We start from the raw sequence: 20896 nt of genomic DNA, 5'->3' as shown, positions 1-20896 counted from the left end.
TATGGCGTCGATAGCCTCTCCGATGGCGACGGTGCCGCGCGGCCTCGCCGCCAAGGCCCCGACCGATTGGTCGAACCCGGCGATGAAGCGGCGCATCCGCGGGCGCTACGCCGCCGAGACCCGCTTCCGCGCCCTCGGCTTTATCGCCGTTGCCGCGTCGGTGCTGTTCCTCGCCTTCTTGCTCGTCAACATGGCGATCAACGGCATTCCCGGCTTCTTCCGCACCGAAATCAAGCTGGCCATCCCAATCACCGCGGCAAAGCTCAACCTGACGCAGGCGCAACTCGCCGGTCCGGACAAGGAAGCCGCGCTATCCGCTGCCGACTTCGCCGGGGTCGTCACAGCTGCCGCCGTCACACGCTTCGGCGACAAGGGCGCCGAATTCGTCTCCGACACCGGCTGGACTGCGCTGCGCGAGGCGGTCACCGCCGACCCGTCGCTCATCGGCAAGACGGTGACCCTATGGGTTCCGGCAGCCGGCAATCTCGACCTCGTCGCCAAGGGCAAGTCGCCATCGGCCGACATCGGGCCGTTCAAGGAAGCTTATGCCCGGCTCGAGACCGACGACGCGACGCGGACCCATTTTAACACCAACTTCCTGAGCGCCGCCGACTCGTCCGACCCGGTCTCGGTCGGCATCTGGGGCGCGTTCAAGGGATCGATGCTGACGATGTTCGTCACGCTCGTCCTCAGCTTCCCGGTCGGCGTGCTGTCGGCGCTGTACCTTGAGGAGTATGCGCCGCGGAACTGGTGGACCGACATGATCGAGGTCTCGATCAACAACCTTGCGGCGGTGCCGTCGATCATCTTCGGGCTGCTTGGCCTCGCGGTCTTCCTTGGGACCTTCGGCATGCCGCGCTCGGCCCCGATCGTCGGCGGGTTGACCCTCGCGCTGATGACGATGCCGGTCATCGTCATCGCCGGGCGCAACGCGATCAAGGCGGTCGCGCCGTCGATCCGCGACGCCGCGCTCGGCATCGGTGCGTCGCCGATCCAGGTGGTGTTCCAGCACGTCCTGCCGCTCGCGCTTCCCGGTATTCTGACGGGAACGATCATCGGCATGGCGCGCGCGCTCGGCGAGACCGCGCCGCTGCTGCTCATCGGTATGCGCGCCTTCGTCGGCGCGCCGCCGTCGGGACTGACCCAGCCGGCGACGGTGCTGCCGATGCAGGTCTATCTCTGGTCGAACGAGGTCAACCGCAGCTTCGTCGAGAAGACCAGCGCGGCGATCATCGTTCTCCTGCTCTTCCTTCTACTGATGAATGGCGTCGCCATCTATCTCCGCAACAAATTCGAGAGGCGCTGGTAGGATGGACATGGATTCACAGACGGTGACCCCGTCGGCGTCGACTGCCGGACCGGTCACGACCAAGATGACCGCGCGCGACGTCAGCGTCTATTACGGCCCGAAGCAGGCGCTCAAGAACGTCTCGATCGACGTCAGCCAGGAGAATGTCACCGCATTCATCGGGCCTTCGGGGTGCGGCAAGTCGACCTTCCTGCGCTGCCTCAACCGGATGAACGACACCGTCGCCTCGGCGCGGGTCGAAGGCGAGATCAAGCTCGACGGGACCGACATCTACAAGGGCGACATGGACGTCGTGCAGCTCCGCGCGCGCGTCGGCATGGTCTTCCAGAAGCCCAACCCGTTCCCCAAGTCGATCTACGACAATGTCGCCTATGGCCCGTCGATCCACGGCCTCGCGCGCAACAAGGCCGAGATGGACGAAATCGTCGAAGGCTCGCTGCGGCGCGCGGGGCTGTGGGACGAAGCGAAGGACCGGCTCGGCGAGAGCGGCACGGCGATGTCGGGCGGTCAGCAGCAGCGGCTGTGCATCGCCCGCGCGATCGCGGTCGATCCCGAGGTCATCCTGATGGACGAGCCGTGCTCCGCGCTCGATCCGATCGCGACCGCAAAGATCGAAGAATTGATCGATGAACTTCGCGGCCGCTATGCTATCGTCATCGTCACCCATAATATGCAGCAGGCGGCGCGGGTTAGTCAGAAGACTGCCTTCTTCCACCTCGGCACGATGGTCGAGTACGGCGATACGAAGATGATCTTCACCAATCCTTCCGAACCGCGCACCAAGGACTATATCACCGGCCGCTACGGCTGACCGGATAGGGGACGAACATGGCTGACCAGAGCGCACATACCGTCAAGTCGTTCGACGACGAGATCAACCAGTTACGGTCGATCGTCGGCCAGATGGGCGGACTGTGCGAAGCGCAGATCACCGCCGCGGTCGAGGCATTGATGGCGCGTGATCCCGATGCGGCGATTGCGGTCGTCGAGACCGACAAGCGCATCGACGCGCTCGAAGCCGAAGCCGAGCGGCTGGCGGTGACGATGATTGCCTTGCGCGCGCCGATGGCGAGTGACCTGCGCGAAATTATCGCCGCGCTCAAGATCAGCTCGGTCCTCGAGCGCATCGGCGATTATGCCAAGAACATCGCCAAGCGGGCGTCGACGCTGACTGCGACGTCGCAAATCGAACCCGTCATCATCATCCCGCAGATGGCGCGGGTCGTCGTCGAGATGATCAAGGATGCGCTCGACGCGTTCGTCGATCGCGACGCCGACAAGGCGCTCGCCGTCGTCCAGCGCGACGCCACGGTCGACGATTTCTACAACAGCCTGTTCCGCTCGCTGCTGACGTTCATGATGGAAAACCCGCACCACATCACGCCGTCGGCGCATCTGCTGTTCATCGCCAAGAACCTCGAGCGGATCGGCGATCACGCGACCAATGTCGCTGAAATGGTGTATTTCAGCGCCACCGGCGACTATATCGCCGATCGTAAAAAGACCGACGACACCGCCTACGCAGTCTAAGTAGAGTATCGCGCATGAAGCCGAAGATTCTCCTTGTCGAAGACGACGCCAACCTCGTCGAGCTTGTCACGTACAATCTCGAAAAGGAGGGCTTCGACGTCATCCGCACCGGCGACGGCGAGGAAGCGCTCGTTCTCGCCGAGGAGGAGAAGCCCGACCTCGTCATCCTCGACTGGATGATCGCCAACCTGTCGGGGATCGAGGTGTGCCGCCGCCTGCGCCGCGCCCCGGTCACCGCCGGGCTGCCGATCGTCATGCTGACCGCACGCGCCGAAGAAGCCGATCGGATCCGCGGCCTCGAAACCGGTGCCGACGATTATATCACCAAGCCGTTTTCCCCCCGCGAATTGATTGCCCGCGTCCGCGCGGTGCTGCGGCGGCTGCGGCCGGCGCTGTCGGGGGGCAACCTCGACTATGCCGGGATCAAGATGGACACGTCGGCTCACCGCGTGACGCGCGACGGCATGGCGATCGCGCTCGGGCCGACCGAATTCCGCTTGCTCCGTCATTTTCTCGAGCATCCGGCGCGGGTCTTCAGCCGTGAACAGCTGCTCGATGCGGTCTGGGGTCGCGACGTCTACGTCGAGCAGCGGACCGTCGACGTTCACATCCGGCGGCTTCGCAAGGCGGTTAACGGTGACAATCTGCCCGACGTCATCCGCACCGTCCGCTCGGCGGGATATGCGCTCGACCTCGAGCCGATTCCGGCCTGACGCGTTCGATCGATGCCGCGATTGCCGCAGCGCTTCGTCGCTGACCGGATTGTCGTGGCTGCGCCCTTTCCCCGCGCCCCGCGCTAGCCTAGATCGTTGCGGCATTCACAGGGATACCCGCGTCACATGACCATCCGTTTCGACAACCGCGTCGCCATCGTTACCGGCGCCGGGGGCGGCCTTGGCCGTGCCTACGCGCTCGAACTCGCCAAGCGCGGCGCGAAGGTCGTGGTTAACGACCTCGGCGGCGCGCGCGACGGTTCGGGCAGCTCGATCGGTGCGGCGCAGCTTGTCGTCGATGAGATTATTGCCGCCGGCGGCGAGGCGATCGCCAATGGCGCGAGCGTCACCGATGCCGCTGCCGTCGACAAGATGGTCGGCTTCGTCAAGGAGCGCTGGGGCCGGATCGATATCCTGATCAACAACGCCGGAATCCTGCGCGATCGGACCTTCGTCAAGATGAGTCTCGATGACTTCCGTCAAGTCATCGACGTCCACCTGATGGGATCGGTCGTCTGCACCAAGGCGGTGTGGGAGACGATGCGCGAGCAGACCTTCGGCCGCATCCTGATGACGACGTCGTCGACCGGGCTGTACGGAAATTTCGGCCAGGCGAATTACGGCGCGGCCAAACTCGCACTCGTCGGCCTGATGAAGACGCTCAGCCTCGAAGGCGCGAAATACGGGATCAAGGTCAACACGATCGCGCCGGTCGCGGCAACCCGGATGACCGAGGATTTGATGCCGCCCGAACTGCTGGCGAAGATGGGGCCCGAGACGGTCGCCCCTGCCGCGCTCTACCTCGTGTCGGACGACGCTCCCGCGAACGCGGTGATCAACGCCGGGGCAGGGGGCTTCGAGCGGGCGTACGTCACGCTGACGCGCGGCATCCATGTCGCGCCCGAGGACATGACTCCCGAGACGATCGCAGCGCGCTTTGCGGAAATCAGCGACCGCACGGGGGAGATTGTCCCGGACACCGGTGCCGCACAGGGGGCGATGGCGCTGGGCGCAGTCTAAGCTGGCGTCAGGCGGGGATCGCGGGGTGGGCAGTGTTACCATTCGCGACGCTTAACGCGCGCGGGACCCGCTCGCAGTCCCCGGACCGCCGCGAGGGCAGTCCGGGGGAACGATAGTCTTTAGTTCGGCGTGGTGATCGTCGTCACGGTCGTCTTGTCGGTGACCGTGGCGGGGTGGTGGACGACCCTGCGCTTCGTCGTGTGTGCCGGGGTGACGACCCGCTTGTCGACCGTCGTGACCGTCGTGGTCGCCGGGGCGGGCGGCGGAGGCGGAGCATTGCGCAGCGCGTCGGCCTGCGCATTCGCGGCGGCGGCGGCCTGCGCATTGGCGTCAGCCTGCTGCTGTGCTGTCATGGCCTGCTGCTGTGCGGCATCGGCGCGGTTGTTTGCGGCGGCGGCATTCTGTTGCGCGGCGGCGGCTGCGGCGACGGCGTCGCGGGTTTCGGCGCGCTGTTCGCCGACCTTGCGGTTCTGCGAGACGACGATCGCGCGATCGGCGAGCTCGCTCGCGTGGTGCGCGTCGGTGATTGCCTCTTCCTTGCGGCCGCGATTCAGCCGGTCCTTCGCCGACTGCAATGCGTCGCGCGCCTGCGTCTGGAGCAGCGCGGCGTCGCCGTTAGCCCCGGCCTTGTCGCCGGCATCGATCTTGCCCTGGGCTTCGGCAATCGCCTGACGGGCGCGCTCGGCTTCACCGGCATGCGCCGGGAGCGACGACAGCGCGATTACGGCTGAAAAAGTAAGAAGCGCGATACGACGCATTGATTGTCTCCGATTGTTGAGGATGCGGCAGGAACGACAGCCTAACGGCGAGGTTCCGTTCCGCTCCCGGTTCGGGCGGCTTCATCGTCCGGAGTATTTGCCGAGGGTCGGCCTGGCGCGTATCAAGCGAAGGTGACGGCGGGGCGCCGACAGCCAATGCTAGGACGGGCGCATGATGAGTGAGATCGATCTCGACGCGGCGGTCAGGGCGGGCATCCTCGACGCCACGACACGGGAGCGCCTAATCGCTTTTACGAGCGAGAATTCCGCTGCGGCGAGCGTCGATCGCGCCGGACCCGACGAGGAATCGTTCCGGCTGCTGACCGGGTTCAACGATATTTTCGTCACGATTGCGATCGGCCTGGTCCTGTTCGCGATCTCGAGCCTTGGCGGGCGGATCACCCCGATCCTCGGCTCGGGCCTCGTCGCGGCGGCGGGCTGGGGGCTCGCCGAATATTTTACGCGCATCCGGCGGATGGCGCTGCCGAGCATCGTGTTGCTCCTCGCGTTCGTTGGCGGAGTGTTCGGCACCGTGCTTGCGGTCACGACCGGGGGATCGAGCCTCGGCGCCGAAACGCAGGGGTCGCTTGGGGTCGTCGCGGCGGCCGCAGCGGCGGCGATCGCGGCGTATTTGCATTGGCGGCGGTTCATGGTCCCGATCACCGTCGCTGCCGGGGCAGCGGCCGTCGGCGGGACGGTGCTCGCGACGGTTGCCGCGTTGATGCCGGTGTCGCCCGACCTGCTGCTTGTTCTCGTTCTCTTCGCCGGGCTGGCGACCTTCGCGCTGGCGATGTCGTTCGACATGCGCGACCGGGCGCGGGTGACGCGCTGGACCGACGTCGCGTTCTGGCTCCACCTGCTCGCGGCCCCGGCGATCATCCATCCAGTGTTCGCGCTCGCCGGGCTGCTGCGTGGCAACCCGGCACCGGGAGCGGCGGTCGCGGTGATTGGGGTCTATGCCGGGCTGACGCTCGTCGCGCTGGCGATCGACCGGCGTGCGTTGCTCGTCTCGGCGCTGGCGTATGTCGTCTATGCGATCCAGTCGCTCGTCGTCAGCGGCGGCGCGCTCGACATGTCGCTCGCGCTGACTGCGCTCGTCCTTGGCAGCTTCCTCGTACTGCTGTCTGCGGCGTGGCGGCCGATCCGCGCGCGGGTGCTGGCGATGCTTCCGGTTGGCCTGACCGCGCGGCTTCCGGTGGTGACGGTCTAGTCGACCAGCTTGACGAGCTTGCGTTCGAGCGGCGCGAGGATCGAGCTGAGTTCGTGGCCGCGCTTGAGCACCGCCCCGGCCTCGCCGATCAACGCATACATCCCTTGTTTCGTCCGCAGCGCCGGAGCCTTGACGACCTGGATTTCAGGACGCTCGGCAGCGCGGCGGAAGGCGGAGAAGACCGCAGTGTCGCGGCCCAACTCGACCGCATAGTCGCGCCAGAACCCCGCCGCGACCATCCGCCCGTAGACACCGAGGATCGCGTTCAACTCGTGCCGGTCGAACACCGTCTGCCGTGCCGCCGGAACGGGCAGGGGGACGACGTTCGACAAGCCGGTCAGCCCTGGTTCTGCCGCGTTTTCGCGTCGGCGGCGTCGGCACCGGCGTCATGCGGTGCCAGCGCGTCGAGGCGGACACGAAGGGTTTCGACCTCGCACCGCAGGATTTCGAGCTTCTGCGTCTCGGGGTCGAACCGCTGGCTGCAGGGCGTGCCGTACGGAACAAACTTCCGCGCATAGTCGCCGGCGTCGACGAGCGTCGATTTCGCCGGGATGCCGACCATCGTCGCGCCTTCGGGGACGTCGCGGGTGACGACGGCGTTCGCGCCGATCCGTGCACGTGTGCCGACGAGGATCGGGCCGAGGACCTGCGCGCCCGAGCCGATGATCACGCCGTCGGCGATCGTCGGATGGCGCTTGCCGGGAATGCCGTTCGCGGGGTCGGTGCCGCCAAGGGTGACGCACTGGTAGATCGTCACGCCGTCACCGATCTCGGCGGTCTCGCCGATGACGACGAAGCCGTGGTCGATGAAGAATTCGCGTCCAATCTTCGCGCCCGGGTGGATGTCGATCGCGGTGAGGAAGCGCCCGGTATGATTGACGACCCGCGCGAGCAGGAACAGCCGCGCATTGTACAGCGCATGCGCGATACGGTGGAAGCCGAGCGCCCAGACACCGGGGTACAGCATCACCTCCCAGCGCGAGCGGGCGGCGGGGTCGCGCGCCTTGACGGCATCGAGATAGGCGAACAGCGCGGTCATTCGGGTCTCCCGGGGTTTTCCCCGTTTTCGAGCAACGCTCATAACCCGCCGCGGGGTGCAACGCCAGCCCGCCACCAAACGCGTTTTCTGTGCGACGAATTGCCGGAACGCCGAAGGCTCGCACCCGTTGATGGGCAGGCCCAGCAGGGCTTCCCGCAGAGGAGGATCCGATGACCACCGACAATCCGTACGCCGCGACGACCGGGACCCGCAGCCCCGAATACAACGACGGGCTCACCGTCCAGGACACGACCCATTCGGCTGCTCCTGCCGGTATCCCGACGAGCGCCGCTGCCGACAGCGACACGCTCCGTACCGACGAGACGCACGACCTGATCTCGGCCGACAAGGTCGTCGGCACCGCGGTGTACGACGCCAGCGGCGAACGCCTCGGCACGGTCGATTCGATCATGCTCGGCAAGACGTCGGGCAAAGTTGCCTATGCCGTAATGTCGTTCGGCGGTTTCCTCGGCATCGGCGAGCGCTATCACCCGCTGCCGTGGAACGTGCTGACGTATGACGAGGCCAAGGGCGGATACAACATCCAGCATACCGCTGACGACCTGCGCGATGCGCCGAACTATAGCCGCGACGAGGTCGATACGCTCGATTACGGTCAGCGCAGCGGCGAGATCGACGACTATTACGGCGTCAACATTCCGCACGGCCGCGCGGCGGGCGTTGACACTGCCGATGCAATCGGGTCGACCACCGGTGCCGGATCGAGCGGCATGGCGTCGACCGGAATGGGCGCGAACCGCAACTTCTGATCGCTGCGACCGATCGCAGCGTGAATGACAATGGAGGCGGCCCTGACCCGGGCCGCCTCTTTTCGTTCAGGCTTGCGGGAGCGCCTGGAGGGACCGTGCGATCGCATGGATCACCGCCGCGATGCGCACCGCAGTCTGGATCGTGTCGATCGACATGCCCGCCGCAAGCAGCACCTTTTCATGCGCGTCGATGCACATGCCGCAGCCGTTGACCGCCGAGACCGCGAGGCTGAACAGCTCGAAGTCGGCCTTGTCGATTCCGGGGGCGCCGATGACGTTCATCCGCAGCTTTGCCGGACGCGTCGAATATTCTTTGTTCGCCGCAAGATGGATGAAGCGGTAGTAGATGTTGTTCATCGCCATGATCGACGCGGCGGCCTTGGCGGCGGTCATGCCGGCTTCGGTCAGTTTCGCTGCGGCGTCGGCCTCGGCCTCGACGATCAGCGGGCGGTACGACGCGGCGTGGGCACACGCGACGATGCAGCCATATTTCTGCTGATCGGTCAGGCCCTGCTCGGTAAGCAGCGACGACAGGTTGAGCCGAAGATCCTTGGCATAGTCGGGGAGTGTGCGGGCGAGGTCGTTGAGGGACATGGGAAATCCTACGTCATCTTGTTTCCCTCCCCCCTCGAGGGGGAGGGACGGTTGCCGCTTGGCGACCAGGGTGAGGGTGGATGGGGGAGAGGAGCATAAGGCGGGACGTGCCGCACTTAGCCCTCACCCTGGCGCAAGAGCGCCGTCCCTCTCCCTCAAGGGGAGAGGGAACAGACGTATCCCTCTCCCAGTCGGAAGAAGGACGTGGGGCTTACGCCGCTTCGGCCATCGGCTGGAGGACGTCGTCGCCTTCCTTCCAGTTGCACGGGCACAGCTCGTCGGTCTGGAGCGCGTCGAGGATGCGCAACGTCTCCGCCGGGTTGCGGCCGACGTTGAGGCCATTGACCGTGATGTGCTGGATCACGCCTTCGGGGTCGACGATGAAGGTCGCTCGCAGCGCGACGCCAGCGTCCTTGTCGAGGATGCCAAGGGCACGGGTCAGCTCGTGCTTGTTGTCGGCGATCCACGGGAAGTCGCACTTGGCGAGGCGCTCGTCGGCCTTGCGCCATGCGAAGTGGACAAAGTCGCTGTCGGTCGAGCCGCCGATCAGAACGGTGTCACGGTCGGCGAAATCTTCGGCGAGATCGCCGTACCCGATGATCTCGGTCGGGCAGATGAAGGTAAAGTCCTTGGGCCAGAAGAACAGGATCTTCCACTTGCCGGGGGCATGGGTCGCGAGATCGAGCGTTTCGCCACCGGGGAGGGCGGATATGCCCTGCTGGACCGAGAGGGTAAAATTGGGCAGCTTGTCGCCGACGCTGAGCATGGGATTCTCCTTGGGAATATATCGCCAACCCTAAATGGTGCACTGCACCAAATTTGCCTAACGAATATAATCTCGGCTATTGATCGGCTTTCCCGATGACTTTCCTGCCAACCCTTAAGCAGTTGCAATATCTTGTTGCATTGCACCAAAGCGGTCATTTCGGCCGCGCGGCGGCTGCAACCTTCGTCAGCCAGTCGACGCTATCGGCGGGTTTGCGTGAACTCGAGACGTTGCTCGGGGTGACGCTGGTCGAGCGGACTCGCCGCGTCGTCCGTTTCACCCCGCTTGGCGAGCGCGTCGTGGCAAAAGCGTATACTGTGCTGCGCGAGGCCGACGAGCTCGCTGAACTCGCACACTCTGCCTCGAAGCCGCTCGGCGGTGAACTCCGCCTTGGCGTCATCCCGACGATTGCGCCGTTCCTGCTCCCGCGCCTTCTCCCCCGGCTCCGCGAATCCTATCCCGACCTCAAGCTGTTCCTGCGCGAAGAACCGAGCGGCGCGGCGTGCGAGGCGCTTGCGCGCGGACAACTCGATTGCGTCCTGCTCGCGCTGCCGTGGGGGTGCGGCGACGTCGCCACCAAGCGGCTGTTCGACGACCCGTTCTACCTTGCCTTCCATCCTGCCGACTATACCGACCCGCCACTCCGCGTCCCGCCCGAGGCGATCGACACCGCGCGGCTGCTGTTGCTCGAGGACGGGCACTGCCTCAAGGATCACGCGCTCGCGGCATGCGGGCGCCCCGATCTGCGCGCCGATGCCGCAATCCTCGGCACCTCGCTGCATACGCTCGTCCAGATGGTCGCCAATCGCCTCGGGCTCACGCTCGTGCCTAAAATGGCGATAGACGCCGGGATATTACTCAACACCCCGGTCATCGCCCGCCCGGTAAAAGGCGAGCACGCGAGCCGCGAGATCGCGCTCGCGTGGCGGTCGAGTTCACCGCGCGCCGACGAGTTTGCCTTGCTCGCCGATGCCCTCGTTGCTGCCGCGACTGACATCCGCAGCGCGGTTCAAGTCGCAAGCGACTGAAATGCCATGCTGTTTCCGTCTGATTGCGGATACGGGTTGTTCCAACCGGCGATGCTGATATCCCTTGCCGCACGGCACACGAAGCCGATCAATCACTTGGGGAAGCGTCGATGAAAGCCGTGATGTGCGTGGAGCATGGTCCGCCCGAACTGCTCGTGGTCCAGGACGTGCCGATGCCCGAGCCAGGACGTGGGCAAGTCCGGCTCAAGGTCGAGGCCGCCGGGGTCAATTTTCCCGACACGCTGATCATTCAGAACCTCTACCAGTTCAAGCCGCCGATGCCGTTCACCCCGGGTGGCGAGGCGGCGGGGGTGATCGACGCGGTCGGCGAGGGGATCGACGATCTCAAGGTCGGTGATCGCGCTGTGGCGATGACCGGGAACGGCTGCTTCGCCGAATATGTCATCGCCAATCGCGCGCAGATCGTTCCGATTCCGGGCGACATGCCCGCCGACATCGCCGCCGGCTTCACCATGACCTACGGCACGTCGCATCATGCGCTCAAGCAGCGCGCCCGGCTGCAGCCCGGGGAGACGCTGCTCGTCCTCGGCGCGGCGGGGGGCGTCGGGCTGACCGCGGTCGAGCTCGGCAAGCTGATGGGCGCGACGGTCATCGCCGCCGCCTCGACCGATGAAAAATTGGAGCTGTGTCGCGAATATGGCGCCGACGCGACGATCAATTACGCGACAGCCAACCTCAAGGACGAGGTCAAGCGGCTGACCGGCGGCAAGGGCCCCGACGTCATCTACGACCCCGTCGGCGACCGCTACGCTGAGCCGGCGTTCCGCTCGATCGGCTGGAACGGGCGTTACCTCGTTGTCGGGTTCGCCGCGGGTAACATCCCGTCGCTGCCGCTCAACCTGCCGCTGATCAAGGGCGCGTCGATCGTCGGCGTGTTCTGGGGCGCGTTCACCCAGGCCGAACCGCAGGTTCACCGCGCCAACATGGCCGAGCTGCTCGACTGGTACGCCGCGGGCAAGCTCAAGCCGCACGTCAGCAAGCATTTCCCGCTCGAAGAAGGCCCGGCAGCGATCCGCTGGATGATGGACCGCAAGGCAACGGGGAAAGTCGTGCTGACGACGTGAGGGCTTGACATTCTGAACCGGATAGGCTAAGAACAAAATGCGAGGCGGCTTGCGTTTGGGGCGTAAGGCTGCCGAACAAGACATGCGCGTTTGCGTGACCTTATTTTGAACTTAGCGTATCTGGTTAGTTCCAGCGAGCGGCGGCGGTGTCGTCGCTCGCTTTGGCCTCGACCCAAGTTGCTCCCCCGGCGCGCTCCTCCGACTTCCAGAACGGGGCCTTGGTCTTGAGCCAGTCCATCAGGAAGGCGCACGCCTCGAATGCGGCGGCGCGGTGGGCGCTGGCGACGGCGACGAGGACGATCGCCTCGCCGGGCAGCATCCGTCCGACGCGGTGGACGACGCTGCCGCCGGTGACGGGCCAGCGCACCTCGGCCTCGGCGGCGATCGCGGCGAGGGCGCGTTCGGTCATGGCTGGGTAGTGCTCAAGGGTCAGCGCGATCAGGTCATCGTCGGCGCGGACGAAGCCGGTGAAGGTGACGACCGCGCCGACGTCGTCACGGTCTTTGGTCAGCGCGGCGATCGCGGCGGCGGAGTCGATCGGCTCGGCTTGGACGCGGACGGCGATCACCCTCCGGTGACCGGGGGGAAGATCGCGACTTCGACACCGTCGGTGATGGCCGCATCGAGCCCGACGAACGCCTGGTCGACCGCGACGCGGATCGCCGTGTGGTCGCCCAGCGCGGCGGCGTGGCCGGGGGAGCGGGTGGCGAGCCAGTCGAGCAGATCGCCGACCGTCGCGGCTCCGGGCGGCAGCGGCAGCACCTCGCCGTCGACCCCGATCCGCTCGCGGACCCACGCGAAATAGACGAGGTCGATCATGTGTCCATGTGCTTGAGGCCGACACGGAGATAGTCGTAGCCGGTGACTACGGTCAGCCCCGCGGCGAGCCACAGGCACCACAGCCCGACGAGCGGCGCGGGCAGCCATGGCGCGATCTTCGGGGTGGCGACGCCGAGGATCAGCGCACCGAGCGCGATCATCTGGAACGCGGTCTTCCACTTCGCCAGCGCGCTGACCGGGAGCGACACCTGCAGCCCGGCGAGGAATTCGCGCAGGCCGGAGACGGTGATCTCGCGGAGCAGGATGACGAGCGCGGCGATCACCGCCAGCCCGTGGATCGCGCCGACATGGACGAGCATGACGATCGTCGCCGCGACCATGATCTTGTCGGCGACCGGATCGAGGAACACCCCGAGCTTCGACACCGTGCCGCGCGCCCGGGCGAGATAGCCGTCGAGATAGTCGGTCGCTCCGGCGACCGAGAAGACGACGAACGCCGCAAGGATCGCCGCGACCCCGGGATCCCACAGCAGGGCGACGAGCAAGGGGACCGCGAAGATCCGGCTGAGCGTCAGGAGATTGGGGAGGCTGGACAACACGCGCCGGGGATAGGCTAAGGGCCTCAGCAACTCAACGGCTGGAGCGAGATCGATGCAGGTCAGTGATGCGGTGGCGAGCCGCCGGTCGGTCCGTGGGTTCCTGCCCGACCCGGTCGACGCCGCGGTGATCCGACGCGTCCTCGCGACAGCGGCACGGTCACCGTCGGGGGGCAATCTCCAGCCTTGGCACATCGACGTCGTTGCGGGCGAACCGCTGGCCGAGCTGAAGGCGATCATGCTCGACCGCGTCCGGGCGGCGCCGGGCGGCGAGGGGAGCGAGTACGACATCTATCCCAAGACCTTGCCCGAGCGGCAGCGGACTTATCGCTTCGAGGTCGGCGAGGATTTGTACGGCGCGCTCGGCATTCCGCGCGAGGACAAGATGGCGCGGATGATGTGGTTCGCGCGCAACTTCCAGTTCTTCGGCGCGCCGATGGCGTTGTTCTGCTCGGTCGACCGGGGGATGGGGCCGCCGCAATGGTCGGATCTCGGCATGTTCCTCCAGACGGTGATGCTGCTGCTGCGGGAGGAGGGGCTCGATAGTTGCGCGCAGGAGTGTTGGGCGGTGTATCCGCAGACAGTGGGGAAATTCATCGACCTGCCGCCCGAGCGAATGCTGTTCTGCGGCATGGCGATCGGCCACGCCGACCCCGCCGATCCGGTCAACGCGATGCGTGCGCGCCGCGCCGCGGTTGAGGATTTCGCAACCTTTCGAGGGCTTTAGCCGATCCCGAACTGGTGAAGGCCGAAGCTGACGATGACGGCGATCAGGACGATCAACGACAGCACGCCCGACAGCAGGAAGCCGAGCGAGCGCTTGCCGGCGGCGCGGATGTACGTCTCGATGTAGATCAGCCGCCCGACGCTCCAGATCGCCCCGTAAAGCCCTGCCCACAGGTCGCCCCAGAACAACGCCGCAAGGCCGAGGAGCGGCACGAACAACACCATCTGCTCGACGGTGTTCTGCTGCGCACGAAACGCCCGCTCGAACTCCGGGGCCCCGGTCACGGTCGGGGCCATGACGCCGAACTTGGTGCGCGCCTGGCTGACACGGATCCCCGACCAGACGTAGATTGCGAGCGCGGCGATGAGCGCGCCTTCGGTTAGTGGCAGGTAGTGCGTCACAGTCGTTTCCCCCCCGGAAATTCGGTTGCTTAGGTTGCGGGCTTGCCCATCTCGACGATCGACCGCGCCCGGTCGGCGAACTTCTTGGCGTCGTCGCCCCCTTTCATCTTGGCGCTCGCGTCTTCGGGCACGACGATCCCGCGCTGCGCCGCCGGGCGAGCCGCGATCGTCTCGTGCCAGCGCGCCAGGTTGGGCAGACCCTCGGTGTCGATGCCCGACCATGCGGCGGTCCGCGTCCAGCACCAGTTGGCGATGTCGGCGATGCTATAGTCGTCGCCCGCGAGATACTCGGTCTTTGCGAGCTGGCCGTCGAGGACGGTGAACAGGCGGCGGCCTTCGCCCTGATAGCGCGCGATCGCGGCGGGAATCTTCTCGGGGAAATAGCGGAAGAAGACGTTCGCCTGTCCCATCATCGGGCCGACGCCGCCCATCTGGAACATCAACCACTGGAGCACGCGGCTGCGCCCGAGCGCGTCGGACGGCATCAGCCGCCCGGTCTTCTCGGCGAGGTAGATCAGGCACGCGCCCGATTCGAAGACCGGGAAGCCGCCGGGCACGTCATGGTCGACGATCGCCGGAACGCGTCCGTTCGGGCAGATATCGAGATACCATTGCTGCTTCTGCTCGCCTGCCATCAGGTCGAGCTTGCGGACGTCATAGGCGAGCTCGAGCTCCTCGAGCGCGACGGATACCTTATACCCGTTGGGCGTTGCCGCAGTGTAAAGCGTCAGGGTCATCGCCGTCTCCATCGTTCATGCCGCGTCCAGCCCGGTGCCCTTAGTCCGCCAGTCGTCGTTGGGAGTCCGCCATGCACCGTCTGCCGCTCGTCGTTCTTGCCGCCCTTGCCAGTGTCGCCGCCGTGACGCCGCTCCACGCCGCGGGGATCACCGGAACATGGCACAACCCGGCGGGCAGCGTCGAGGTGGCGATGGCGCCGTGCGGCCCGCGCCTGTGCGGCACCGTCGTCCGGGCGAACGACAAGGCCCGCGACGACGCCGCGCGGGGCGGCACCGACCAGCTCGTCGGCACGCAATTGTTTCGCGGTCTGGCCGCCGATGGTCCCGACCACTGGACCGGCGAAGTCTTCGTGCCCGACATCGGCCAGACCGTCGCCGGCACGCTGGCGCAAGTCGGCCCGAACGCGCTCGAAGTCAGCGGCTGCGTCATTCCCGGGCTCGTCTGCCAGACGCAGACGTGGACGCGAGTCGCCGCGCGCCGCTAGTCGCAACTGCTGTCGCGAACCAGAATGGCTTAAAACGGTCGCGCAACAATATTCCAAAGTTGATGAACCTGACGCCACGTCTCGGGGGCATGTCATCCTGCCGCGAACCAAACGGGTCAGCCCGATCGAGCGCCCACCATGCTCTCGCAGACCCTGTATGGCGTCGTCGTAGCGGTTCATCGCGTTCCTTCCGTCTCAGCCGCCGAGGCTAGGCCGCGAAGTGGCGTGTAGGACAGGCTTTTCGTGCGGCGCTTCTAGCCCTTCGGATGGAAGTGCCCGTGCAACGCGGCCGCCATGCCCTTGCTGATGCCGGGGGCCTTCTCGAGGTCGGCAAGCGTCGCCCCGCGCACCGCTCGCGACGTGCCGAAATGCATCAGCAGCGCGCGCTTACGCGCCGGGCCGATGCCTGGGACGTCGTCGAGCGGGTTGGCGACGATCGCCTTCGACCGCTTCGCCCGATGCGCGCCGATGGCGAAGCGATGCGCTTCGTCACGCAGCCGCTGGAGGAAGAACAGCACCGGTGTGTTCGGCGGCAGCGTCATTTCGCGGCCGTTGGGCAGGTAGAAGGTCTCGCGCCCGGCGTTGCGGTCGGGGCCCTTCGCCACGCCGACGACGCAGACGTTGAACACGCCGAGTTCGCCCATGACCTCGAGCACCGCATTCAACTGCCCGCGTCCGCCGTCGATCAGCAGCAGGTCGGGCCAGTCACCGCTGGTGCGGTCGGGATCTTCCTTTTCGAGCCGGACGAAGCGCCGCCCGAGCATCGCCTTCATCATCGCGAAGTCGTCACCCGGCGTGATGCTGGGGTCCTTCATGTTGAACTTGCGATACGCGTTCTTGCGGAAGCCCTCGGGTCCGGCGACGATCATCGCGCCGAGCGCGGCGGTCCCCTGGATGTGGCTGTTGTCGTAGACCTCGATCCGCTGCGGCGGCGCGGCGAGATCGAAAAGCTCGGCCAACTCGGCGAGCAGCTTCCCCTGCGTCGTCGATTCGGCAAGGTGGCGGTCGAGTGCCTCCTTCGCGTTGCGCGTCGCCTGTTCCACGAGGCGCTTCGACGATCCACGTTGCGGCGCGCGGAGGCCGACGCGCTTGCCCGCACGCTCCGACAGCGCATCGGCGAGGAGCGTCATCTCGTCGAGGGTGCGGTCGAGCAACACTTCGCGCGGCACCGGCACGTCGTCGTAGAATTGCGCGAGGAAGGCCGCCAACACCTCGTCCTCGGCGACCTCGGTGGTGTGCGCGGGGAAGAAGGCGCGGTGCCCCCAGTTCTGCCCGCCGCGGATGAAGAACACCTGGATGCACATTACCCCGGCGCTGCACGCGAGCGCGACGATATCGGCATCGGTCGCGGCGTCGGCAGCGTTGATCGCCTGGCTGCCCTGGATGTAGGTCAGCGCGCGTAGCCGGTCGCGGAATACCGCTGCAAGTTCGAAGTCGTACGCCGCCGCCGCGGTCTCCATCAGCCCGCCGAGCTTGCGCTGGACCTCCTGGCTCTTGCCCGACAGGAACGCCTTGGCGTCGTCGACAAGCTCGGCATAGGCGTCGGGCTCGATCCGATCGACGCACGGCGCAGAGCAGCGCTTGATCTGGTGGAGCAGGCACGGCCGCGAGCGGTTGGCGAAGAACGAATCCGAGCACGACCGCAGCAGGAAAACCTTTTGCAGCGCGTTGAGCGTCGTATTGACCGCGCCGGCGCTGGCGAACGGCCCGTAATAAATGCCCTTGCCGCCCCGCGCACCGCGGTGCTTCGAGATCCGCGGAAAGGCGTGGTCCTCGCGCAGGAAGATGAACGGGAAGCTTTTGTCGTCGCGCAGCAGGACGTTGTACGCCGGGCGGAAGCGCTTGATCAGCTGCGCCTCGAGCAGCAGCGCCTCGCTCTCCGAATTCGTTGTCACGATCGTCATCGACCGCGTCTGCGCGACCATCCGCTGGAGGCGGCGGGGTAGGCGGGTGACCTGGGTGTAGTTGGTCACCCGCGCCTTCAATGCGCGCGCCTTGCCGACATACAGAACGTCGCCGCCGCTATCGAGCATCCGGTAGACCCCCGGGCGCGCGGGGAGCGTCCGCAGCACGTTGCGGATCGCCGCGACGCCCGCATCGATGTCGGGCGTCTCGCGCCCCCGGACGGTGGACGCCGAGATGTCCTCGGAAAAGCGGTCGGGGGGCGGGGGCAGGGCCATCGGTCAACGGCATCTAGGCGCGCACGGCCCGCGTCTCAAGGATTGGCTTATCCACGGCGGCTGTGGACAAAGCGGTGTGCGACGGTCGGACGGGGTGCGCAGATTATCGTCTGCACCAACGGCGAACGGTGTGGGTCGAAGACATTGCCCATTTTTCAGGCGGCACACTGCCGCGCTTGCCGCCGCCGGGCGCGGTCGCTACCTCGCCCAGATGACCGCCCAGCCTCTCAACCGCAGCGCCATCGTCACCGGAGGTGCCAAGCGCATTGGGGCGGAGCTGGTCCGTGCGCTCGCCGCCGATGGCTGGCACGTCGTCATCCACTGCCACGCGTCGACCAGCGAGGCCGATGCGTTGCGCGACGAGCTGATCGCCGCGGGAGGCGCGGCGTCGGTCATCGCGTGTGATCTCATCGACCCCGACGCAACGGCGAAGATCGTTGCCGCCGCCGTCGCCGCCGCCCCGCCGGGGTTGCTCGTCAACAGCGCATCGCGCTTCGACCCCGACCACTTCGACGACTTCACCATCGAGCAATGGGACCGCCACATGGCGGTCAACCTCCGCGCCCCCGCGCTGCTGATCCGCGCCTTCGCCGCCGCGATCGACGATGCGGGGATCGACGACGCCGGGATCGTCGTCAACATGCTCGACGCCAAGCTCGCCAGTCTCAACCCCGATTTCCTGTCGTACACCGTCAGCAAGATCGGCCTCGCCGGGCTGACCGAGCTCGCCGCGCGCGCCTATGCCCCCAAGCTGCGCGTCAACGCGATCGCGCCGGCGGTGACGATGGTCAGCGGGCCGCAGTCGCGCGAGAATTTTGCCAAGGCGCACACGCTCAACCCGCTCGGCCGCGGGGTCGAGGTCGCCGAGATCGTCGCGACGCTGCGCTACATCATTGCCACGCCGACGTTGAACGCCCAGACGATCACCCTCGATGCCGGGCAGCGCCTGCTCGGCCTGCCGCGCGACGTGGCGTATATGGTGGAGTCCGAATGACCGACCTCGCGGGCCTGATCCCGGCCTCCCTCACGCCGCGTACGCGCAAAATCGTCCTCGAAGACTTCGACCTACCGGTCGACATCGGTTTCCACGCCTTCGAGATCGGCACGCCGCAGCGGCTGCGGATCAATGTCGAGGTCTGGCTCGACGCCGAGAATTTCCCCGAATCCGATACCGTCGCAGAAGCGTGGGATTACGACGCGCTGCGCACCGGGATCGTCGCGATCGTCGCCGGACGCCGGTTCAATCTCCAGGAGACCGTCTGCCGCGCGGTGTACGACCATGTTGCGGCGCGGCGCGGCGTCACCGGGATCCGCGTATCGACGCGCAAACCCGACATCTACGCCGATTGCGCCGCGGTCGGGGTCGAGATCGCGTCCTTCTAGAAAGTCCGCCCGCACGGGCCGAGCGACGTCAGCACGAAGCGATAATCGTCGGCGACATCCGCGCCGGCGTCGAGCTTGGCCGGTAGCGCCTGCGGCAGGAAGCACGCGAGCCGATACCATAATAATGTCCCCGGCTTCACGCCGGCGGCGGCATCGTCGATGACATCGCCGAGCGCGATCGTCAGCTTCCGCGCCTCGCCGGGCCGCGTCAGGACGACGAGCGAAACCGGCTTGCCGTCGCGGGTCGACAGGAAGAACTGGCTCTCCGCCTCGCCGGGGACTGCGCCGGGGACGCGGAACGCCGAGGTGACACCGGTGACGACGGGGACGGTTCCGCTGCGGGCACCGGTCAGGATCGCCCGGACGGCGGCGTCGGCGTCGGCGGACCAGTCGAGCTGGCCGTGCGCGGAGACCAGAGTATATTCGCCGGGGGTTGCCGGGTTGCCGCGAAGGAACAGCAGGACGTCGCTCCGCAACAGCTGCGGCGGCTTGCCCCGCGCGTCGAGGGGCACGTCGACGAGGTAGGTAATCCGCGGCGGCACCTCGCCCGGCGCGACGATCGCCGATGTCGTCGCCGCCGACACGAGCATCCGGGCGCTCCCCGGCGCGACATCGGGCGCGTCGCGCGGCTTGAGCCGCTCGGCCTTGAAGATCGTCGCGCGGATCACGACCGGCGCGGCGCTGCTCAACGTCGCCAGATCCGCGAAACCGACGGTGGTAGCGCTCACAGGGGCGTTGGCCAAAAGCGCGAGGACGAGCGGGAGGACAAGCAGGCGGGCGATCGACATTATTCGCTCCGGTTTGGGGATGGTCGCGGCTTAGGCTGTGGTGGCGGTCGCGGCAAGACGCGCTCGAGACTGACTAATCTGTTAACGCGCGACAAAGCGGGTTGCGGCTCGACGGCTCGGCGGCTAATGTTCGGACGTCAAGCCACGTTGCAGCGCAACATAATGCGCTAAACTGGATTGTTCGCTTGTCAAACCGAGCGTTGATCGGCGAGACTGAGTCCACGCATTCATGGCGCGCCACGGGGCGCTCCGGTCATTTGAGGGAGTCTCGCTCGAGTTATGGCTTACGCTGATCAGGGAATTAGCAGAGGCAAGATGATCGGTCTCGGCATCGCCGTGATCATTCACATCTTCCTCGGCTATGCGCTCATAACCGGACTCGCGCTGAAGATGGTCAAGCACATCGTCGGACCGCTCGAGACGGTCAACATCAAGGAAGAGGCGCCGCCGCCCGACGAACCGCCGCCGCCGCCGCCGAAGGACATCGAGATTCCGCCGTTCGTTCCGCCCCCGGAAGTGACCGTCCAGAACGACAGTCCGCCGCCGCCGACGATCACGACGCAGAACGTCGCGCCGCCGCCGCCGGTGACGTATGTCGCTCCGCCGGCTCCGGTTGCTGCGCCTGCGCCGCCCGCTCCGACGGGTCCGACCCAGGCCGCGACCGCCAATCCGCGCAGTCTCGAAGTTTCGGAGGATGACTATCCGCCGGCTTCGCTCCGCGCCGAGGAGGAGGGCCGGACGGTCATCACGATCGGGATCAGTGCACAGGGCAAGGTCGATACCTGCGCGGTGACGACGTCGAGCGGCTTTCCGAAGCTCGACGAGAAGACCTGCCAGATCGCGCAGCGTCGCTTCCGCTTCAAGCCTGCACTCCAGAACGGAACGCCGGTCGCATCGACGAAAGTCCTGCCGATCCGCTGGCAGATCCGTAAATAACCGCACCCGTCCGCCCGGCTCACCGGGCGGACAAGACCGTAACCCGATCACGATAAATCGC

At 66.5% G+C, this 20896-nt stretch carries 26 protein-coding genes; 14 read left to right on the top strand and 12 right to left on the bottom strand.

Translation table 11 applies throughout. The features are described from left to right. Position 1: 1 nt before the first annotated feature. From pstA to KTC28_RS14570, 5 genes are all read left to right on the top strand, one after another. Positions 2 to 1309 carry a phosphate ABC transporter permease PstA gene (gene pstA / locus KTC28_RS14590; RefSeq protein ID WP_255602050.1) on the top strand — a complete coding sequence of 436 codons (1308 nt, stop codon included), beginning with the start codon at positions 2 to 4 and terminating at the stop codon, positions 1307 to 1309. A 7-nt stretch (positions 1310 to 1316) separates the two neighbouring features. After that, the gene (gene pstB, locus KTC28_RS14585) at positions 1317 to 2120 is read left to right on the top strand and encodes a phosphate ABC transporter ATP-binding protein PstB (protein WP_216707866.1); all 804 of its coding nucleotides are present in this window, start codon (positions 1317 to 1319) and stop codon (positions 2118 to 2120) included. A 17-nt stretch (positions 2121 to 2137) separates the two neighbouring features. Then, complete coding sequence (gene phoU, locus KTC28_RS14580; protein ID WP_216707865.1) at positions 2138 to 2839, top strand: phosphate signaling complex protein PhoU; 702 nt, start codon at positions 2138 to 2140, stop codon at positions 2837 to 2839. Positions 2840 to 2853: 14 nt separating this feature from the next. Next, positions 2854 to 3552: a phosphate regulon transcriptional regulator PhoB gene (gene phoB, locus KTC28_RS14575; protein ID WP_216707864.1), complete on the top strand. Its 699-nt coding sequence runs from the start codon at positions 2854 to 2856 to the stop codon at positions 3550 to 3552. 126 nt (positions 3553 to 3678) lie between these two features. Then, positions 3679 to 4572, top strand: coding sequence for an SDR family oxidoreductase (locus KTC28_RS14570; RefSeq protein WP_216707863.1), 894 nt, complete (start codon positions 3679 to 3681; stop codon positions 4570 to 4572). 119 nt (positions 4573 to 4691) lie between these two features. Here the strand turns inward: KTC28_RS14570 and KTC28_RS14565 are convergent, their stop codons facing one another. After that, positions 4692 to 5330, bottom strand: a complete 639-nt coding sequence (locus KTC28_RS14565; RefSeq protein WP_216707862.1) for a hypothetical protein — start codon at positions 5328 to 5330, stop codon at positions 4692 to 4694. A gap of 175 nt (positions 5331 to 5505) precedes the next feature. On the opposite strand from KTC28_RS14565, the gene KTC28_RS14560 reads away from it, so the two are divergent. Continuing rightward, positions 5506 to 6540: a hypothetical protein gene (locus tag KTC28_RS14560; RefSeq protein ID WP_369426555.1), complete on the top strand. Its 1035-nt coding sequence runs from the start codon at positions 5506 to 5508 to the stop codon at positions 6538 to 6540. Here the strand turns inward: KTC28_RS14560 and KTC28_RS14555 are convergent. Further along, the gene (locus tag KTC28_RS14555; protein WP_216707860.1) at positions 6537 to 6872 is read right to left on the bottom strand and encodes a DUF2794 domain-containing protein; all 336 of its coding nucleotides are present in this window, start codon (positions 6870 to 6872) and stop codon (positions 6537 to 6539) included. The genes KTC28_RS14560 and KTC28_RS14555 overlap by 4 nt on opposite strands. A gap of 5 nt (positions 6873 to 6877) precedes the next feature. Further along, the gene (epsC, locus tag KTC28_RS14550; RefSeq protein ID WP_216707859.1) at positions 6878 to 7579 is read right to left on the bottom strand and encodes a serine O-acetyltransferase EpsC; all 702 of its coding nucleotides are present in this window, start codon (positions 7577 to 7579) and stop codon (positions 6878 to 6880) included. Positions 7580 to 7749: 170 nt separating this feature from the next. On the opposite strand from epsC, the gene KTC28_RS14545 reads away from it, so the two are divergent. Further along, complete coding sequence (locus tag KTC28_RS14545) at positions 7750 to 8349, top strand: PRC-barrel domain-containing protein (RefSeq protein WP_216707858.1); 600 nt, start codon at positions 7750 to 7752, stop codon at positions 8347 to 8349. A gap of 66 nt (positions 8350 to 8415) precedes the next feature. Here KTC28_RS14545 and ahpD read toward each other — a convergent pair whose 3' ends face one another. Both ahpD and KTC28_RS14535 read right to left on the bottom strand, forming a co-directional pair. Further along, positions 8416 to 8943 (bottom strand): alkylhydroperoxidase, AhpD family, encoded by a 528-nt coding sequence (ahpD, locus tag KTC28_RS14540; RefSeq protein WP_216707857.1) that lies wholly within the window; start codon positions 8941 to 8943, stop codon positions 8416 to 8418. 211 nt (positions 8944 to 9154) lie between these two features. After that, the gene (locus KTC28_RS14535; protein WP_216707856.1) at positions 9155 to 9709 is read right to left on the bottom strand and encodes a peroxiredoxin; all 555 of its coding nucleotides are present in this window, start codon (positions 9707 to 9709) and stop codon (positions 9155 to 9157) included. A gap of 95 nt (positions 9710 to 9804) precedes the next feature. Here KTC28_RS14535 and KTC28_RS14530 point away from each other — a divergent pair, with 95 nt between their 5' ends. Together KTC28_RS14530 and KTC28_RS14525 are read left to right on the top strand one after the other, a co-directional pair. Then, on the top strand, positions 9805 to 10737 hold the full coding sequence (locus tag KTC28_RS14530; RefSeq protein ID WP_216707855.1) for a hydrogen peroxide-inducible genes activator: 933 nt from the start codon (positions 9805 to 9807) through the stop codon (positions 10735 to 10737). Between the two features lie 110 nt (positions 10738 to 10847). Beyond that, complete coding sequence (locus KTC28_RS14525) at positions 10848 to 11822, top strand: NADPH:quinone oxidoreductase family protein (RefSeq protein ID WP_216707854.1); 975 nt, start codon at positions 10848 to 10850, stop codon at positions 11820 to 11822. A gap of 124 nt (positions 11823 to 11946) precedes the next feature. Here the strand turns inward: KTC28_RS14525 and KTC28_RS14520 are convergent, their stop codons facing one another. The 3 genes from KTC28_RS14520 to pgsA are packed head-to-tail and all read right to left on the bottom strand — an operon-like array spanning position 11947 to position 13198. Further along, positions 11947 to 12390: a molybdenum cofactor biosynthesis protein MoaE gene (locus KTC28_RS14520; RefSeq protein WP_216707853.1), complete on the bottom strand. Its 444-nt coding sequence runs from the start codon at positions 12388 to 12390 to the stop codon at positions 11947 to 11949. After that, positions 12387 to 12641: a molybdopterin converting factor subunit 1 gene (gene moaD / locus KTC28_RS14515; RefSeq protein WP_216707852.1), complete on the bottom strand. Its 255-nt coding sequence runs from the start codon at positions 12639 to 12641 to the stop codon at positions 12387 to 12389. Before moaD ends, KTC28_RS14520 begins: the two co-directional genes overlap by 4 nt. Further along, entirely contained in the window at positions 12638 to 13198 is a 561-nt protein-coding gene (gene pgsA, locus KTC28_RS14510; RefSeq protein ID WP_216708162.1) for a CDP-diacylglycerol--glycerol-3-phosphate 3-phosphatidyltransferase, read from the bottom strand. The genes moaD and pgsA overlap by 4 nt, the downstream gene beginning before the upstream one ends. Before the next feature lie 55 nt (positions 13199 to 13253). On the opposite strand from pgsA, the gene KTC28_RS14505 reads away from it, so the two are divergent. Continuing rightward, positions 13254 to 13925 (top strand): nitroreductase, encoded by a 672-nt coding sequence (locus tag KTC28_RS14505; protein ID WP_216707851.1) that lies wholly within the window; start codon positions 13254 to 13256, stop codon positions 13923 to 13925. Here the strand turns inward: KTC28_RS14505 and KTC28_RS14500 are convergent. Beyond that, on the bottom strand, positions 13922 to 14326 hold the full coding sequence (locus KTC28_RS14500) for an MAPEG family protein (RefSeq protein WP_216707850.1): 405 nt from the start codon (positions 14324 to 14326) through the stop codon (positions 13922 to 13924). The two genes, KTC28_RS14505 and KTC28_RS14500, sit on opposite strands and share 4 nt — an antisense overlap. 29 nt (positions 14327 to 14355) lie before the next feature. Next, positions 14356 to 15063 carry a glutathione S-transferase family protein gene (locus tag KTC28_RS14495; protein WP_216707849.1) on the bottom strand — a complete coding sequence of 236 codons (708 nt, stop codon included), beginning with the start codon at positions 15061 to 15063 and terminating at the stop codon, positions 14356 to 14358. 71 nt (positions 15064 to 15134) lie between these two features. On the opposite strand from KTC28_RS14495, the gene KTC28_RS14490 reads away from it, so the two are divergent. Next, positions 15135 to 15548 (top strand): DUF2147 domain-containing protein, encoded by a 414-nt coding sequence (locus KTC28_RS14490; protein WP_216707848.1) that lies wholly within the window; start codon positions 15135 to 15137, stop codon positions 15546 to 15548. Positions 15549 to 15802: 254 nt separating this feature from the next. On the opposite strand, the gene uvrC is transcribed toward KTC28_RS14490, so the two are convergent. Next, positions 15803 to 17728, bottom strand: coding sequence for an excinuclease ABC subunit UvrC (gene uvrC, locus KTC28_RS14485; protein ID WP_216707847.1), 1926 nt, complete (start codon positions 17726 to 17728; stop codon positions 15803 to 15805). A 211-nt stretch (positions 17729 to 17939) separates the two neighbouring features. Here uvrC and KTC28_RS14480 point away from each other — a divergent pair, with 211 nt between their 5' ends. Further along, positions 17940 to 18722, top strand: coding sequence for an SDR family NAD(P)-dependent oxidoreductase (locus KTC28_RS14480; RefSeq protein WP_216708161.1), 783 nt, complete (start codon positions 17940 to 17942; stop codon positions 18720 to 18722). Continuing rightward, positions 18719 to 19111, top strand: a complete 393-nt coding sequence (locus KTC28_RS14475; protein WP_216707846.1) for a dihydroneopterin aldolase — start codon at positions 18719 to 18721, stop codon at positions 19109 to 19111. The genes KTC28_RS14480 and KTC28_RS14475 overlap by 4 nt, the downstream gene beginning before the upstream one ends. On the opposite strand, the gene KTC28_RS14470 is transcribed toward KTC28_RS14475, so the two are convergent. Further along, positions 19108 to 19899: a hypothetical protein gene (locus KTC28_RS14470; RefSeq protein WP_216707845.1), complete on the bottom strand. Its 792-nt coding sequence runs from the start codon at positions 19897 to 19899 to the stop codon at positions 19108 to 19110. The genes KTC28_RS14475 and KTC28_RS14470 overlap by 4 nt on opposite strands. A 315-nt stretch (positions 19900 to 20214) precedes the next feature. Here KTC28_RS14470 and KTC28_RS23170 point away from each other — a divergent pair, with 315 nt between their 5' ends. After that, positions 20215 to 20835 carry an energy transducer TonB gene (locus tag KTC28_RS23170; protein WP_216707844.1) on the top strand — a complete coding sequence of 207 codons (621 nt, stop codon included), beginning with the start codon at positions 20215 to 20217 and terminating at the stop codon, positions 20833 to 20835. The last annotated feature ends 61 nt before the right edge of the window (positions 20836 to 20896 follow it).

The sequence above is a fragment of the Polymorphobacter megasporae genome, assembly GCF_018982885.2.
Lineage (GTDB): Bacteria > Pseudomonadota > Alphaproteobacteria > Sphingomonadales > Sphingomonadaceae > Polymorphobacter_B > Polymorphobacter_B megasporae.
The sequence above is the reverse complement of the archived record's forward strand: the minus strand, read 5'-3'. Positions and strand labels throughout refer to the sequence as shown.